This window comes from Pseudomonas sp. Xaverov 83, assembly GCF_019352905.1.
Classification (GTDB): Bacteria; Pseudomonadota; Gammaproteobacteria; order Pseudomonadales; family Pseudomonadaceae; genus Aquipseudomonas; species Aquipseudomonas yamanorum.
In genome coordinates, this window is record NZ_JAAAFU010000011.1 from 276,341 (window position 1) to 291,498 (window position 15,158).

Genomic DNA, 15,158 nt, shown 5'->3' on the forward strand with positions numbered 1-15,158 from the left:
GCCAGATTGCAGCATGGAGAGTTATGAAACCTCGTTTCAAGGTTTTGCAGTTACAGCCGGACTACAACGTCAAGACCCACGACTTCGCCGACCTCGGCGAGCAGATCGTCAAGGCCTTGCCGGCTGAACGTTTCGAGGTCACATCCGGGTTCCTCAGCGGCCGTCCGCTGCCCGGCCAGCCCTTGAGTGTGGCTGAACACTCCCATTACTTCGAGCTGCCGGAAAAGTCCCTAAAAGGCATCCGTTTCGGCGCCATGTGGCAGATCTACAAATATTGCCGCGAGCAGAAATTCGATGTGGTCATCTGTAACCGCTTCAAGTCGGTCAACATGATGCTGTCCCTCAACCGCTGGTTGAAGATTCCCCTGTGCATCGGCATCTCCCACGGTTTTGGCGAGTACGCCCGTGGCTACCGTCGGCGCCAGACCCAGAAGTGGGTCAGCCCGGCGTGGCGATTTGTCGGGGTGTCGGCTGCGGTCAGGGATTACCTGGTGGACCTCAACTGTGGGTTCACCCGTGAAAACACGACCTTTGTCACCAATGCTATCGACATCCCCCAGGCCGAGGCCTTGCAGTTGCCGCGGGATGAAGCGCGCAAGGCCCTGGGCCTGCCGCTGGATGCGCGGATGATTGGCGCCTTGGGCCGGCTGGTGCCGATCAAGGGCCACACTCATTTGCTGCAAGCCTTCGCCACCCTCAAGGACAAATACCCTGAGGCTCAGGTGGGCATCATCGGCTCTGGCCGCGCCGAAGCGGACCTGCGCGCCGACATCGAGCGCCTGGGCCTGACCGGCCGTGCGCACCTGCTGGGCTTTCGTGAAGATGGCATGAAGTACGTGCGCGGTTTTGATATTTGGACCATGCCGTCGTTGTTCGAAGGCCTGGGCCTGGCGCTGCTGGAAGGCATGAGCGGCCATTTGCCGGTCATCGCCTCCAACGGCCCGGCAATGTTGCCGTTGGTGGAAGGTGCAGGCGGGCTGTCCCATGACCCGGGCAGCGTCGAGCAACTGGCGGCGGCGCTGGACACTTACCTGGCGTTGAGCGACGAGCAGTTGCGTGCCAAGGGCGAGCAAGTGTTCCGCTATCTGGAAGAAAACCACACCCTGGACGAGTTCCGGCACAAGTATTTGAACCTGATCGAAACCGGTCTGCGCGAAGTAGGTAAAGCATGAGTCTGCAACAACCCCTGGTCACTGTGATCATCGCCTCCTACAACCATGGCCCGTATATCGAGCAGAGTATCCTCAGTGTGCTCGGCCAGACCTACCCCAACATCGAATTACTGGTGGTGGACGACGGTTCTAAGGACGACAGCGTGGAGCGCATCCAGCGCTTGCAGGCCGAGCACGGGTTTGATTTCCAGGTTCAGCAGAACCAGGGCCTGACCAACACTCTGAACGGCGCCATCGCCCGCGCCAAAGGCAGCCTGATCGTGCCATTCGGTTCCGATGACATCATGCTGCCCGAGCGTATTGCCACTCAGGTTGCCTACATGGAAGGCAAGCCGAAGGTGGGCATCTGTGCTGGCAATATCGAGTTGATTGATGGTGACGGCAAGCCGTACCCGGAGAAGAAGCAGCGCCGCGATTTGCCGTTTCGCAGCCTGGACTTCGATGACCTGTTCCTGGACCGCAAGCCTTTTCCGCCGGCACCGACCCTGATGATCCGTCGGCAGCCGCTGGAAGAAGTCGGCGGATTTGATCCACTGATTCCGCTGGAAGACTTGTTGATCGAGTTGAAGATCACCCACGCCGGCTACACCATCGACGTGTTGAGCGTGGTGATGGCGCGCTATCGGCAGCACGCGACCAATACGTACAAGAATCATCGCTACATGATCCAGAACATCCTCAAGACTTACGGGTTGTTCAGCGATCATCCGGCCTACGATCAGGTTCGCTACAACTTCCTGAACTCGATGTTCCTCAAGACCGCCGACCGCGACCGCCCGCTGGCGCGGGAAATCCTCAAGCAGATTCCCTTGAAGTTCTGGGGTCGCAAGACCTTGCGTGGGTTGGTGCGGCTGTATCTGGCGCCGCAGCGCAGCTCATAGGGCTTCGGCCTGGCCAGTGCGTACACCGCAATGGCCAGGGGCTTGGAACCTCAGCGGTTCACACCATCACTTGGCCGGGCTCGTGACCTGCGCGGCCGGACTGTTGAGCTTCAGCACCTGTTCACGAATCTTCGCCGTGGCGCTTGGCGAGGCAACCGAGGCATAGCCCTTGGCCAATTGCTCGAAATGGGTTTCGAACAGCCAGTTGCGATCCTGGGGATAACGCTGCATATGCCGCAGGTTGCGCTGGCGCAGGGCGTTGCGCAGGGCTGACGGGTAGATGCGCATGTCGGCCACGTCAATCAGGCCGAACTCGCCGTCATCCATCAACAGCACGTTGCCCAAATGCAGGGAGCGGAAGTACACGCCGCGCTCGTGAAGCTGGGCCATGAACCGGCCGAAACGCTCAATCAACGATTCCCGCAGGCTGCTGTCCAGGCTTTGCAGGGCCTGGCGCAGGGTCAGGCCGGGCAGCGGCTGATAACGTACGGCGCTGCTGGCATCCTTTAACTGGTAGAGATTGAGGATGACCGGTGATGGAATCCCCAATGCGCGCAGCTGCTCACTGTTGCTGGCAAAGCGCTCCGAATAGGGATTGAAGCTGCCGGAGGTGTACCAGCGACGAGGGCGGAACAGCTTGAGGAAGCTGCCATCCTCCAGGCGCAGGACCTTGGGCCCCAGGCCATCGGCTTCAATCACGTGGGCGTTGGCGCACAGCTGTTCGAAGTCTTGAGGTTTCAGGCGTTGAACCGGCATGCGCAGCAGGCTGCGGCGACGCTGGGCGATGTTCAGGCCGGCGATCAGCGCCAGCGGGATCCATAGCAGGAACCAGTGTTCTTTTGGCCGCGAGAGAATGCCGCCGCCTTCGGTCAGGCCGGCACCGATGCCGTAGGCCAGCAGGGAGGAGGCCAGGATGAACAACGGCTGCGCACGTTCCTTGAGGCTTTTGTACAGGCCCCAGCCGAGCATGAAGGCCCATGGGATGAAGCCGATGATGCCGACGTAATACAGCACGCCAAGGGCAAAGCTGTGGGGTTCGCGCAGTTGATAGCCGTCGGCAAGCGTCAGGTACAGCTCTGAGTCGTAGCTGTGGCCGATCCAGGGGTGTTCGGCGATACGCTCAAGCGACATGCCCCAGAGTTCGAAGCGGAAGGAACTGCCGCGATTGGTGATCAGCTCGGGATAGAACAGCAATAACGCCGCCGCGCTCAGCACCATGCCGGCGATCAGCAGGGCCGCGCGCCGATTGCGAGTGGTGAAACTCATCCAGAGTACGGCGAGGACCAGGGCAACCAGCGGCGTTCTTGAGCCGGTGGCCAGCACTGCAGCGGCCATGATTGCCAGTGCCGGAACGCTGAACCAGAGTACGTGCGCACGCTTGGTGGTCATGCATACGTACAGCCAGTAGACGCAGAAGAATCCGAATACATGAGAGCTCAGTAGCGCATTATCAAGAGCCCCGCGCCCGCCGATCATTCGCGCGCCCTCCGCGAAGTGGGGGGCAAAAGCCACCAGGCTGCAGGCACTGGAGATCAGTGCAATCAGCGCGGCGCAGAAGAAGATCGGCTTGAACAGCTCGTTGCGGTAATGCAGCAACAGTCCCAAACCGGCAAACAACGTGAAGGTATTCGGTGGCCGCTTGAACAAGTCGGAGTCTATCGTGGGCTCAGGGCTCCAGAACAGGCTGATGAGCGCCCAGCCCGAGAAAACCACGAAGGCAATCGCCAGGGGCTCGCGCAATACCTGCTTGAGTTCCGTCGGGCGCAGGCACAGCAGCAACAGTGTCGGCGCGGCGAACAGCAGGTAGTAAAACCTGTGCAGCACATTTCGATTGGTAACGAAGAACAGCGCACTCAGGAGCAGCAACAAGCCAATGGGCAGAATCCACAGACAGAGGAAGTCGAAAACGCGGTTTGAGCCATATGTAAGGCGCTTGGATTGCATACAGAAAAGCCGTTCCAGAATAAAGAAAGCCGACCATACTAAAGTAGTGGCTATACAATGTCGCCCGTTGGGTCCAACGGGGCCGCGGTTGTGCTGCGTGCAAGTACAACAGAGAAGCTGTGCTAAAGTCAGCCTCCTTTTTCAAAACCGCCGCGTGATATGACCGACTCTAGTCCGAGCGCAAGCCCTTCGAGCTTGAAAATATACTTCCGTCTGCTCAGCTACGTTAAGCCCTATGCCGGCTTGTTCGCGCTGAGTATCGTCGGCTTTCTGATTTTCGCTTCGACCCAGCCAATGCTGGGGTACATCCTCAAGTACTTTGTCGACGGCCTGTCCAACCCTGAAGCGGTGTTGTTCCCCACGGTGCCTGTCCTGCGGGACCTGCAACTGCTGCAGGCCGTGCCGCTGCTGATCATCCTGATCGCCGCGTGGCAAGGCCTCGGCTCGTTCCTGGGCAACTACCTGCTGGCCAAGGTTTCCCTGGGTCTGGTGCATGACCTGCGGGTGCAACTGTTCAACAACTTGCTGACCTTGCCGAATCGCTATTTCGACAATCACAACTCCGGGCACCTGATTTCCCGCATTACCTTCAACGTGACCATGGTCACCGGTGCGGCGACCGATGCCATCAAGGTGGTGATTCGCGAAGGCATGACGGTGATCTTCCTGTTCGCCTCGCTGCTGTATATGAACTGGCGCCTGACCTTGGTGATGATTGCCATCCTGCCGTTGATTGCAGTGATGGTCAGCACCGCGAGCAAGAAATTCCGCAAGCAGAGCAAGAAGATCCAGGTTGCCATGGGTGACGTCACCCACGTCGCCTCGGAAACCATCCAGGGCTACCGCGTCGTGCGCAGCTTCGGCGGTGAGGTGTATGAGCAGAAGCGCTTCCTCAAGGCCAGCCTGAGCAACACCAACAAGCAACTGCGCATGACCCGTACCGGCGCGATCTACACGCCGGCGCTGCAACTGGTGATCTACAGCGCCATGGCGGTGCTGATGTTCCTGGTTCTGTACCTTCGCGGTGATGCTTCGGCAGGTGACATGGTGGCCTACATCACCTTGGCCGGCCTGTTGCCCAAGCCGATTCGCCAGCTCTCTGAAGTCAGCTCGACCATCCAGAAAGGCGTGGCCGGTGCCGAAAGCATTTTCGAGCAGTTGGACGAAGATGTGGAAATCGATCGCGGCACCATCGAGCGCGACAAGGTCAACGGCCGTCTGGAAGTGCGCAACCTGAACTTCACCTACCCGGGCACCGATCGCCATGTCCTCAAGGACATCACCTTTACCGCAGAGCCCGGGCAGATGGTTGCCCTGGTGGGCCGTTCGGGTAGCGGCAAGTCGACCCTGGCCAGCCTGATCCCGCGTTTCTACCACCACGAGAGCGGTGAGATCCTGCTGGATGGCGTGGAAATCGAAGACTATCGCCTGCTCAACCTGCGTCGGCACATCGCCCAGGTGACCCAGCACGTGACCCTGTTCAGCGACACCGTGACCAACAACATCGCCTACGGTGACCTGGCCGGTGCACCGCGGGCCGATGTCGAGGCGGCGGCGGCCGATGCCTATGCCAAGGACTTCATCGACCAGTTGCCCAAAGGCTTCGATACCCAGGTCGGCGAAAACGGCGTGCTGCTGTCCGGTGGCCAACGCCAGCGCCTGGCCATTGCTCGGGCCCTGCTCAAGAACGCGCCATTGCTGATCCTCGACGAGGCGACCTCGGCGCTGGATACCGAGTCGGAGCGCCATATCCAGGCGGCCCTGGACAAGGTCATGCAAGGCCGCACGACCCTGGTGATCGCCCACCGCCTGTCGACCATCGAGAAAGCCGACCTGATCCTGGTGATGGACGATGGCCGGATTGTCGAGCGCGGTACCCACGGCGAACTGCTGGCGCAAAACGGTTATTACGCCCGCCTGCACGCCATGGGCCTGGACGCGCCGATCCCGGCCGACATCACCTGAAGTGCCGGAGTGAGGGGCCTGGCCCCTCACTCCATTACCCTCGCAACATCTTCTCTGCACACCCCGACAAGCCTTTGACAACCCTGTGGTAATATCGCGCCCCTGTTCATTTTGTATGTGGGTTGCTCCATGAAGTTGTCCATGCCGCGATTCGATCAAGCCCCTGTCTTGGTGGTCGGCGATGTCATGCTCGACCGTTACTGGCATGGCGGTACCTCACGGATTTCCCCTGAGGCACCGGTACCGGTAGTCAAGGTCGAGCAAATCGAAGACCGTCCAGGTGGCGCTGCCAACGTTGCCCTCAATATTGCCGCTCTCGGCGCCCCGGCCTCCCTGGTGGGTGTGACCGGCGACGACGAAGCCGCCGACAGCCTGGCCAACAGCCTGCGGGGTGCTGGTGTGCGTGCGTTGTTCCAGCGCATTCCCCACCAGCCGACCATCGTCAAGCTGCGGGTCATGAGCCGGCACCAGCAATTGCTGCGTATCGATTTTGAAGAACCCTTCGCCACCGACGCCCTGGCCCTCAGCGCCCAGGTTGACGAGTTGCTCGAAGGCATCAAGGTGCTGGTGCTGTCCGACTACGGCAAAGGCGCCTTGAGAAACCACCAGATGCTGATCCAGGCCGCCAAGGCCCGGGGCATTCCGGTACTGGCGGATCCCAAGGGCAAGGACTTCTCGATTTATCGGGGCGCGAGCCTGATCACGCCGAACCTCAGCGAATTTGAAACCATCGTCGGCGGTTGCGTCGATGAGCACGAGTTGGTGACCAAGGGTGCCAAACTCATGGCCGACCTCGACCTGGGCGCCCTGCTGGTGACCCGTGGCGAACACGGCATGACCTTGCTGCGCCCTGATCACCCTGCGATGCACCTGCCAGCGCGAGCCCGTGAAGTGTTCGACGTGACCGGTGCCGGCGACACGGTGATTTCCACCCTGGCGGCCTCCATTGCCGCTGGTGAAGAGTTGCCCCACGCAGTGGCCCTGGCCAATCTTGCGGCGGGCATTGTGGTTGGCAAACTGGGTACGGCTGCCATCAGCGCACCTGAGCTGCGCCGCGCCATTCAGCGTTCCGAGGGTTCGGAGCGTGGTGTGTTGAGTATCGAACAGCTGCTGTTGGCAATTGACGATGCCCGTGCCCATAAAGAGAGCATTGTCTTCACCAATGGTTGCTTCGACATCCTTCACGCCGGTCACGTGACCTACCTGGAGCAGGCGCGGGCCCAAGGCGATCGCTTGATCGTGGCGGTCAACGACGATGCGTCAGTCAGCCGCCTGAAAGGGCCTGGTCGCCCGATCAACAGTGTCGACCGTCGCATGGCGGTACTGGCGGGCTTGGGGGCGGTGGACTGGGTGATCAGCTTTGCCGAGGGGACACCGGAAAACTTGTTGGCTCAGGTCAAGCCGGATGTGCTGGTCAAGGGCGGTGATTATTCGGTCGACCAGGTGGTCGGTGCCGATATCGTCAGTGCCTACGGTGGCAAGGTCAAAGTGCTGGGGCTGGTGGAAAACAGCTCGACCACCGCGATTGTGGAAAAAATCCGCAGTAACTGATTGTGGGAGCGGGCTTGCTCGCGAAAGCGGTGAATCAGCGGGCAGATGCGGTGACTGACACACCGCATTCGCGAGCAAGCCCGCTCCCACATTTGACTGCCGCGACCTGGCGTCCGGTTACGGGTTGGCTTTTTTCTTCGGCACGATCTTGCGCAAGATCTGCCGCGCCTTACCCGTCAAACGCTTCAATTTCGACTCTTTCTCTGGCGCACTCAATCCTTGCTGGCGTAGCCAATCCTTCCAGCGGATCCGCTCATCACGCACCACCCAGCCTTCCTGTTGGGCAAAGCTCTCTGCCAGATACAACCCTCGCGTACTCGCCGGATACAGCTGATCCTTCTTCAAGGTATACAGCTCTGCACACGGCTGTCCGTCCTTGAGCGGCATCAGGTACAGGTCCGGGCGTTGCCGGTCCAGGCGGGCCACCAGTTGGTCACCCTCCAGGCGCTCGTCCACATGAAACAGGCTCAGGGACTTTGCTTCCTTGGGCACTTCCAGGCGCAAGTCATAAATCAACTGAAGCGAAGCCGTCGGCAGGTGCACGTAAGCCCGTGGCCGTTCAATCAACTGCATGGTGGCGCAGCGCACCGGGCGCGCGGCCCCGGACAGCGGTGAGAGGCGAAACGGCAACGCTTCGCGGTAGTGCAGGGCGGAGGAGTAGGGGGCGGGCAGCCACGTGTCGTTGAAGCGCCCGCCCAGCCAGCCTTCCGGGGTTTCCAGCAGGCATTCCTCGGCGATTTCCTGGATGGCGGTGTGCAGTGGCAGGTTCAGTTCGTGGGCCGGCACATAACCGGAGATCAGCTTGAGCACAACGTCGCCACGGTCTTGCCGACGCTGGCGCACCAGCACCCAGTAATCACGGTTCTGCCAATGCAGCGTCAGGCGCACCGAGACACCAAGGTTGGCCAGTTCCAGCACGAAACGCTCAGTGTCTTTCACCTCCACCGGCTTGCGCCGTTGCAGGGTCTGGGCGAAGTTGAGCGGCATGCCGACGCTCTGGTAACTCAAGCCTTCGGGCGTGGCTTCGACATGCAGCGGCAGTGTTTTAAAGTTACTCGGGTTTTTTCTAATGAGCGTTCGCGCCATGTCGGCTCCTTCTTGCGTCGGGGTCGGCCGCGTCGGCGGCATCAGAGTTGGCGAATGACCTTGGCAGCGGTCGCTACGTTATGGGCGAGGTGCAGCGGATTGATGGTCCCGACAATAGCACTGGCCACGCCGGTTTGCGCAAACAACAACATGAAACTGGCGTAAATTGGATCCACTCCTGATTCCAGGCAGACATGGCCACTGGCTAGTGCCTTTTTCACCAGGATGCCTTTGCCATGGGCGGCAGCATAATCAATGACGGCTTTCTCGGCCTGTTCGTTCAGATTGTAGGTAACCATGGCGCAATCGCCTTGTTCCAGAGCCTTCACACCGCCCTCGACGGTTTTGCCCGATAAGCCGAAACCACGGATCTTGCCCTCGCGCTTGAGGTCCTCCAGGGTCTGATACACCTCGCAGTCGTTGAGGATATGCAGGTCATTGCCGTCGGAGTGCACCAGCACCAGGTCGATAAAATCCGTTTCAAGTCGTTTCAGACTGCGCTCCACTGAAAGCCGGGTGTGGGCCGCGCTGAAATCGTGGTGGGACACGCCCTCGGCGAACTCCTCACCCACCTTGCTGACGATCACCCATTCCTGGCGCTGACCACGCAACAGCGGGCCCAGGCGTTCTTCGCTGCGGCCATAGGCCGGCGCGGTGTCGATCAGGTTGATGCCCAATTGCCGGGCCTGGCGCAGCAGCATCCGCGCGGCATCGTCATCGGGAATCTGGAAGCCGCTGGGGTATTTCACCCCTTGGTCGCGGCCCAGCTTGACGGTTCCCAGTCCCAGCGGCGAAACCATCAAACCGGTGCTGCCCAATGGGCGATGAAGGTCATGCAGGGTCGGCAGGGTCATGGCAGCAGTTGCTCCCAGGCAGGTTGGGCGATGGCGGGTTTTGGCAGTTCGGGGAGCGTTTCCGTGGCACTTGGCTTGATGCCGTCACGTTCCAGTGCGTTGATCACCCGATCAGCGAAGTCCGGCGCCAATGCCAGCTTGGTCGGCCATCCCACCAACAGGCGATCCTGCTCGGCGAGGAAGGCGTTGTCCGGGCGGGTCAGGCCAGATTGCAACGGTTCGGCGCGGTCTACGCGCAGGGTTGCCCACTGTGTTTGGCTCATGTCGATCCAGGGCAGCAGCTGCGCCAACTCCTTTTGTGCGGTGGCGATCTGCTGTTCCGGGGTGCGGGCGACACCTTCGGCCTCGGCGATATCACCGCCCAGGTACCACACCCAATTGCCATCGGCGGCGGGGTGCGTGGTCACGGTGATGCGTGGCTTGGTGCCGCCACCCAGGCAATGGGCATAGAGCGGCTTCAGGCCGGGGCCCTTGGCGATGATCATGTGCAGCGGTCGGCGTTGCATGGCGGGTTGGCTCAGGCCCAGGGCGCTGAGCAAATCCGCGGTGCCGCCACCGGCGCTGAGGACGATACGCTGGGCGCGGATCTCGCGGCCATCGACCTTCAGGCCTGCCAGCGTGCCGTCTTCCATTAACGGTTCGATCTTCTCCCCGGCGAGCAAGCCATCACCGGCCAGTTGCGCCAGGCGCTCGATCAGGCTCGGGACATCGATCACCAGTTCGGCCAGGCGGTAGACCTTGCCCTTGAAGCGGCGGTCTTGCAGGGCCGGTGGCAGGTCATCGCCCTTCACTTGATCCACGCGGCCGCGCACGGCCTTGCTCGCGAAGAAGCTGGTGAGGTTGCCGGCGATGGTGCCCGGCGACCACAAATAGTGGGCTTCGGACAGCAAGCGAACACCGGAAAGATCCAGCTCGCCGTTTCCCGCCAAGGCTTCGCGCCAGCGGCGGGGCATGTCGGCGATGGCTTCGGAGGCGCCGGTCAGGGCACCATGCAGTGCGTATTTCGCACCGCCGTGGATGATCCCCTGGGACTTCACGCTTTGCCCGCCACCGAGGGTGGCGCTTTCCACCAGTATTGTGGAAAACCCCTGGCGGCGCAGGCGCGCATTGAGCCAGAGGCCGGCAACTCCGGCGCCGACAATCAGAACGTCGGTGGAAATAACGGATGGCATGCAGCGACCTCAGTGTTCAAGACAGGCTGCGCAGTATACAGGCTCATGAAGTGAATCTTCGCCCCAACGCTCCCTAATGACAGGCGCACCGTAGGAGCTGTCGAGTGAAACGAGGCCGCGAGTTTCAGCCTCAGTTGAGTCTCATGTGAACACTCAGTGCCCGGCCGTTTTCGAGAACAACTGAATCACCACCACCCCAAGCACAATCAGGCCCATCCCCAGCATCGCCGGGATATCCAGTTTCTGCCCATAGATAAACAATGCAGCGATGCTGACCATCACAATGCCCATCCCGGCCCACACCGCATATGCCACGCCCACCGGCACGGTGCGCACCACCAGCGTGAGCATCCAGAATGCCACGCCGTAGCCGACGATCACCAGCAATAGCGGGATCGGCGTGCTGAACCCCTTGATCGCTTTCATGGAAACGGTAGCGATCACTTCCGAGCAGATGGCAATGGCCAGGTAATAGTAGGCGGCGTTCATGGGTAAATCCTCGGTACAGGGTCGCTTGATTAGGTCGGCATTCTAGAGACTTACCAGATGCGGTAAAGTCATTACCTATCCGATTTAAAGATGGGTTGAGCCATGAGCGTGCAGTGGAATCTTGAGCAAATGCGCCTGTTTGTAAGTGTCGCCGAGCAGCGTTCGTTTTCGGCGGCGGCGCGGGACCAGCGCAGGGCGCAGTCGGCGGTCAGCAATGGGATTGCGCTGTTGGAGGCAGACCTGGGCGTGTGTCTGTTCGATCGCAGCAGTGGCCGCCAACCCCGATTGACCGAGGCCGGCACGGTATTGCTCGAAGAGGCGCGGGAGGTCTTGCGCCAGTGCGAGCGCCTGAATGGCCGCGCCTTGTCGTTGATGCGTGGGGAGGAAGCCTGCCTGCGCCTGGCCCAGGATGAAGCCATGCTCTATCAGCCGGTGCTTAATAGTCTGGAAAGATTGGCGGGAAAATTTCCGAATCTGGAGGTGCAGCTTTCCAGCAGTGCTCAAGGCGATGTCGCGCGCAAGCTGGTGGAGCGCAAGGCGGACTTGGGGATGTTGTTCTATCACGATCAAATCCCCGAAGCTCTGGAGCGTCGGGTGGTGGGCAGCGTTGAAATGGTCACCGTGTGCGGCGTCGGGCATCCCATGGCCAAGGAAGCGTTCGTCGATTGCCAGCGGCTGGCGCAGTATCGCCAACTGTTGATGTCCACGCAGACCAGCGTTTACCCCGGCAGCGAGGCCGCGAGCCCGCAGGTATGGCGCGCCGACAGTTTCTACGTGTTGGCGGAATGGCTGGCCCGCGGCCTGGGTTGGGCGTGGTTGCCGCGGCATGTGGTGCAGTACCCGACCTACCAGAACCAGATGGTTGAACTGAACAGCGAATGGACCCCGCCGGCGCTGGTGGTGGAACTGGTGTGGCGCCGCGATGAGCCCCTCGGCCCGGCCGCGCGTTTCTTCGCCGAACGTTTTGCCGAGTGCTTGCAGGCGATCGACTGAAAAAGCCGATAAACTCCGCCGCCATGAATAGAACTCTCTACAGCTGTCTGTTTTACCTGGCGCTGCCGTTGGTGGCTTTACGTCTGTGGCTGCGCTCACGCAAGGCGCCGGCTTATGCCAAGCGCGTGGGTGAGCGCTTTTCCTACGGCTTGCCGGTGATGCAACCTGGCGGGATCTGGGTGCACGCGGTGTCAGTCGGCGAAAGCATCGCCGCCGCACCGATGATTCGTGGCCTGCTGGAGCGTTATCCACAGCTGCCGATCACCGTCACCTGCATGACGCCCACCGGTTCCGAGCGCATCCAGGCGTTGTTCGCCAACGAACCGCGCATCCAGCACTGCTACCTGCCGTACGATTTGCCCTGTGCGGCCCAGCGTTTTCTCGATCGTGTGCAGCCGAAACTGGCGGTGATCATGGAGACCGAGCTGTGGCCCAACCATATACACCAATGCGCCAAGCGCGGGATCCCCGTGGCATTGGCCAATGCGCGTTTGTCGGCCCGTTCGGCCAAGGGTTACGGACGTTTCGCCAAGCTGACGGCGCCGATGCTGGCGGAAATGAGCCTGTTCGCCGTCCAGACCGAAACCGAGGCCGAGCGTTTTCGCAGCCTGGGTGCACGGCCCGAGACGGTCGAGGTCACCGGCTCGATCAAGTTCGACCTGGCCATCGACCCGCAACTGCTGGAGCGCGCTGCTGCGTTGCGTGAACAATGGCAAGCCAGCGAACGCCCGGTATGGATCGCCGCCAGCACCCACGAAGGCGAAGATGAAGTGGTACTCGCTGCCCATCGCCAGTTGCTCGCCAGTTATCCCAATGCCTTGCTGATTCTGGTGCCACGCCATCAAGAGCGTTTCAACCCGATGTTCGAGCTGTGCCAGCAGCAGGGTTTCGCCACGGTGCGTCGCTCCAGTGGCGAGGCGGTAACGGCGCAGACTTCCGTGTTGCTGGGCGACACCATGGGCGAGTTGCTGTTCCTGTATGCCTTGGCCGACAGCGCCTTTGTCGGCGGCAGCCTGGTCGCCACGGGCGGGCATAATCCGCTGGAGCCGGCGGCGCTGGCCAAACCGGTGATTTGCGGGCCCCACGTGTTCAACTTCCTGGAAATCAGCGCAATGATGCGCGACGCCGGCGCGTTGCAGGAAGTGGACGATGCCGAGGGTTTGGCGGTGGCGGTGCAGCGCTTGTTCGAGCTGCCGCGTGACGCGCAGAAGATGGGGCAGGCGGGGCTGGCGGTGATGCGCGCCAATCAGGGGGCGTTGAAGCGTTTGCTGGATGGGTTGGGCAGACTGCTTAACCCCTGACAACACAAAATCAAATGTGGGAGCTGGCTTGCCTGCGATACAGGCGCCTCGGTACATCAGTCAAACCGAGGTGATGCAATCGCAGGCAAGCCAGCTCTCACATGGGTTATGTGTGTCGTTAATAACCCGGGTTAGCCTTCAACTGCTCCGCAGCCGCCTTGGCCAGGTCCGGTGGCAGGAAGTCCTTGTCCGGGTTGTAGTCTGCCTTCAAATACCGCGCCAAATCCTGCAAGTCCCCGGGGTTCAATGTGCCCGCCGCCTGCTTCAACCGCAGGTTGTCGAGGATGTAGTCGTAGCGGCTGTTGTTGTAGTTGCGCACCGAGGTGTACAGCTGGCGCTGAGCGTCCAGCACATCGACGATGTTGCGCGTACCCACCTGGTAACCGATTTCCGTGGCTTCCACCGCGCTCTGGTTGGAGATGATCGACTGGCGGCGCGCCTGCACCTGCTCCACATCGGTGTTCACCGCGCGGTGCAGGTTGCGGGTGTTTTCCACCACCTGGCGACGCAGGCCTTCGCGCTGCTGCTCGGTCTGGCCCAGACGGGAATAGGACTCGCGCACCTGCGAGCTGGTAAGGCCGCCGCTGTACAGCGGAATCCTCAACTGCAGGCCCACGGTGCGTTGCGACACGTCACCGTGATAAGGCTGGCCAAATGCGCTCGGGTTACTGAAGCCCAGGGCGTCGTTGTCACCTTTTTCATATTGCGCCACGGCATCCAGGGTCGGCGCGTGGCCGGCCTTGCGTTGCTTGAGGGTTTCCTCGGCGGCGGTGACCGCATAGTTGCTGGCCAGCAGGTTCAGGTTCTGGCGGCCGGCGGTTTCGACCCAGGCTTTGGCGTCGTTCGGCGACGGCGGCAGCACCGGCAGCGTGTGCACGATGCCCTGGATTGAGTTGTACTGGCGGTTGGTCAGGGTGATCAGCGCTTCGAAGGCGTCGTCCACCTGGCGCTGGGCCAGGATCCGGTTGGCGCGGGCGGTGTCGTAGCTGGCCTGGGATTGCAGCACGTCGGTCTTGTCTGACAGGCCCACGTCAAAGCGTTCATTGGACTGGTCCAGCTGGCGCTTGAACGCGGCTTCTTCGGCCTTGGTCGAGGCCAGGTTGTCCTGGGCCCGCAGCACGGCGAAGTAGTTTTCGGCGCTTTGCAGGATCAGGTTCTGTTCGGTGGCCGAGAGTTGCAGCGAAGCCTGTTCGTTGACGGCTTCGGCAGCCTGCAACTGGAACCAGCGATCAGCGCGGAACAGTGGCTGGCTCAAGGTCGCACGCCAGGAATGGGCGTCGCGGTTGACCGTGGCGGCGGGTTGGTCCAGCTGGGTGCGCACATTATTGATGTCGGCACCGGCCGAGAGGTTCGGCAGCAAGCCGGCGCGGGCCTGGGGCACCACTTCTTTCTGCGCGCCATATTGGGCGCGGGCGGCGGCCAGGTCGGCGTTGTTGTCCACCGCTTCCTGGTAGACGCTGACCAGGTCGGTTTTGGTCGTCAGGGGCGCTTCAGCTGCCCAGACCAGTCCGTTGGTCGCACAAGACACGGCGAGAGCCAGTGAAAGTTTGCGCAGCATGAGGCGATCCCTAGAGTAAATATTACGGCGATAATTTTGAGCCCAAGGCTAAGGCGGCCCATTCCTGGCGTCAAGACCTTGAGCAGTCACCGAGTGTAGTGGCGCTATCACGGCACAACAATCCTGTAATTACGCCATTCATCACGATGAATGCACCGTCATTGGCAATTTGCCTGCTCCATGGTCTAGACT

Annotated in this window: 12 protein-coding genes; 6 read left to right on the plus strand and 6 right to left on the minus strand. The window is 61.2% G+C overall.

Going from position 1 to position 15,158, the window contains the following annotated elements:
• The first annotated feature begins 23 nt into the window (after nucleotides 1-23).
• Together K0H47_RS05675 and K0H47_RS05680 are read left to right on the plus strand one after the other, a co-directional pair.
• Nucleotides 24-1,172 carry a glycosyltransferase family 4 protein gene (locus tag K0H47_RS05675; RefSeq protein ID WP_093202426.1) on the plus strand — a complete coding sequence of 383 codons (1,149 nt, stop codon included), beginning with the start codon at nucleotides 24-26 and terminating at the stop codon, nucleotides 1,170-1,172.
• Nucleotides 1,169-2,053 carry a glycosyltransferase gene (locus K0H47_RS05680; protein ID WP_093202421.1) on the plus strand — a complete coding sequence of 295 codons (885 nt, stop codon included), beginning with the start codon at nucleotides 1,169-1,171 and terminating at the stop codon, nucleotides 2,051-2,053. The genes K0H47_RS05675 and K0H47_RS05680 overlap by 4 nt, the downstream gene beginning before the upstream one ends.
• A 66-nt stretch (nucleotides 2,054-2,119) precedes the next feature.
• On the opposite strand, the gene K0H47_RS05685 is transcribed toward K0H47_RS05680, so the two are convergent.
• On the minus strand, nucleotides 2,120-3,997 hold the full coding sequence (locus K0H47_RS05685; protein WP_219272160.1) for a bifunctional O-antigen ligase/aminoglycoside phosphotransferase family protein: 1,878 nt from the start codon (nucleotides 3,995-3,997) through the stop codon (nucleotides 2,120-2,122).
• 159 nt (nucleotides 3,998-4,156) lie between these two features.
• Between K0H47_RS05685 and msbA the strand changes: the two genes are divergently transcribed.
• Nucleotides 4,157-5,962, plus strand: a complete 1,806-nt coding sequence (gene msbA, locus K0H47_RS05690; RefSeq protein WP_063033414.1) for a lipid A export permease/ATP-binding protein MsbA — start codon at nucleotides 4,157-4,159, stop codon at nucleotides 5,960-5,962.
• Nucleotides 5,963-6,091: 129 nt separating this feature from the next.
• Nucleotides 6,092-7,513 carry a bifunctional D-glycero-beta-D-manno-heptose-7-phosphate kinase/D-glycero-beta-D-manno-heptose 1-phosphate adenylyltransferase HldE gene (hldE, locus tag K0H47_RS05695; RefSeq protein WP_026078080.1) on the plus strand — a complete coding sequence of 474 codons (1,422 nt, stop codon included), beginning with the start codon at nucleotides 6,092-6,094 and terminating at the stop codon, nucleotides 7,511-7,513.
• Nucleotides 7,514-7,630: 117 nt separating this feature from the next.
• Here the strand turns inward: hldE and K0H47_RS05700 are convergent, their stop codons facing one another.
• The 4 genes from K0H47_RS05700 to K0H47_RS05715 form a co-directional block, all read right to left on the minus strand.
• Complete coding sequence (locus K0H47_RS05700) at nucleotides 7,631-8,599, minus strand: hypothetical protein (RefSeq protein ID WP_063033413.1); 969 nt, start codon at nucleotides 8,597-8,599, stop codon at nucleotides 7,631-7,633.
• A gap of 41 nt (nucleotides 8,600-8,640) precedes the next feature.
• A complete protein-coding gene (locus K0H47_RS05705) occupies nucleotides 8,641-9,453 on the minus strand; it encodes an aldo/keto reductase (protein ID WP_177071117.1) in 813 nt (270 codons plus the stop codon).
• Nucleotides 9,450-10,625 carry an FAD-binding oxidoreductase gene (locus K0H47_RS05710; RefSeq protein WP_063033411.1) on the minus strand — a complete coding sequence of 392 codons (1,176 nt, stop codon included), beginning with the start codon at nucleotides 10,623-10,625 and terminating at the stop codon, nucleotides 9,450-9,452. The genes K0H47_RS05705 and K0H47_RS05710 overlap by 4 nt, the downstream gene beginning before the upstream one ends.
• 153 nt (nucleotides 10,626-10,778) lie before the next feature.
• On the minus strand, nucleotides 10,779-11,114 hold the full coding sequence (locus K0H47_RS05715) for a multidrug efflux SMR transporter (RefSeq protein WP_003209492.1): 336 nt from the start codon (nucleotides 11,112-11,114) through the stop codon (nucleotides 10,779-10,781).
• A 102-nt stretch (nucleotides 11,115-11,216) separates the two neighbouring features.
• Between K0H47_RS05715 and K0H47_RS05720 the strand changes: the two genes are divergently transcribed.
• Both K0H47_RS05720 and waaA read left to right on the plus strand, forming a co-directional pair.
• Nucleotides 11,217-12,107: a LysR family transcriptional regulator gene (locus K0H47_RS05720; RefSeq protein ID WP_063033410.1), complete on the plus strand. Its 891-nt coding sequence runs from the start codon at nucleotides 11,217-11,219 to the stop codon at nucleotides 12,105-12,107.
• A 23-nt stretch (nucleotides 12,108-12,130) separates the two neighbouring features.
• Nucleotides 12,131-13,408, plus strand: coding sequence for a lipid IV(A) 3-deoxy-D-manno-octulosonic acid transferase (gene waaA / locus K0H47_RS05725; RefSeq protein ID WP_219272162.1), 1,278 nt, complete (start codon nucleotides 12,131-12,133; stop codon nucleotides 13,406-13,408).
• Nucleotides 13,409-13,526: 118 nt separating this feature from the next.
• On the opposite strand, the gene K0H47_RS05730 is transcribed toward waaA, so the two are convergent.
• The gene (locus K0H47_RS05730) at nucleotides 13,527-14,966 is read right to left on the minus strand and encodes a TolC family outer membrane protein (protein WP_177071120.1); all 1,440 of its coding nucleotides are present in this window, start codon (nucleotides 14,964-14,966) and stop codon (nucleotides 13,527-13,529) included.
• Between the last annotated feature and the right edge of the window lie 192 nt (nucleotides 14,967-15,158).

Excerpts from the sequence above, each read along its gene's own strand:
- K0H47_RS05675 (WP_093202426.1), top strand. The coding sequence starts at position 24 with ATGAAACCTCGTTTCAAGGTTTTGCAGTTACAGCCGGACTACAACGTC.
- K0H47_RS05680 (WP_093202421.1), top strand. The coding sequence starts at position 1,169 with ATGAGTCTGCAACAACCCCTGGTCACTGTGATCATCGCCTCCTACAAC.
- K0H47_RS05685 (WP_219272160.1), bottom strand. The coding sequence starts at position 3,997 with ATGCAATCCAAGCGCCTTACATATGGCTCAAACCGCGTTTTCGACTTC.
- msbA (WP_063033414.1), top strand. The coding sequence starts at position 4,157 with ATGACCGACTCTAGTCCGAGCGCAAGCCCTTCGAGCTTGAAAATATAC.
- hldE (WP_026078080.1), top strand. The coding sequence starts at position 6,092 with ATGAAGTTGTCCATGCCGCGATTCGATCAAGCCCCTGTCTTGGTGGTC.
- K0H47_RS05700 (WP_063033413.1), bottom strand. The coding sequence starts at position 8,599 with ATGGCGCGAACGCTCATTAGAAAAAACCCGAGTAACTTTAAAACACTG.
- K0H47_RS05705 (WP_177071117.1), bottom strand. The coding sequence starts at position 9,453 with ATGACCCTGCCGACCCTGCATGACCTTCATCGCCCATTGGGCAGCACC.
- K0H47_RS05710 (WP_063033411.1), bottom strand. The coding sequence starts at position 10,625 with ATGCCATCCGTTATTTCCACCGACGTTCTGATTGTCGGCGCCGGAGTT.
- K0H47_RS05715 (WP_003209492.1), bottom strand. The coding sequence starts at position 11,114 with ATGAACGCCGCCTACTATTACCTGGCCATTGCCATCTGCTCGGAAGTG.
- K0H47_RS05720 (WP_063033410.1), top strand. The coding sequence starts at position 11,217 with ATGAGCGTGCAGTGGAATCTTGAGCAAATGCGCCTGTTTGTAAGTGTC.
- waaA (WP_219272162.1), top strand. The coding sequence starts at position 12,131 with ATGAATAGAACTCTCTACAGCTGTCTGTTTTACCTGGCGCTGCCGTTG.
- K0H47_RS05730 (WP_177071120.1), bottom strand. The coding sequence starts at position 14,966 with ATGCTGCGCAAACTTTCACTGGCTCTCGCCGTGTCTTGTGCGACCAAC.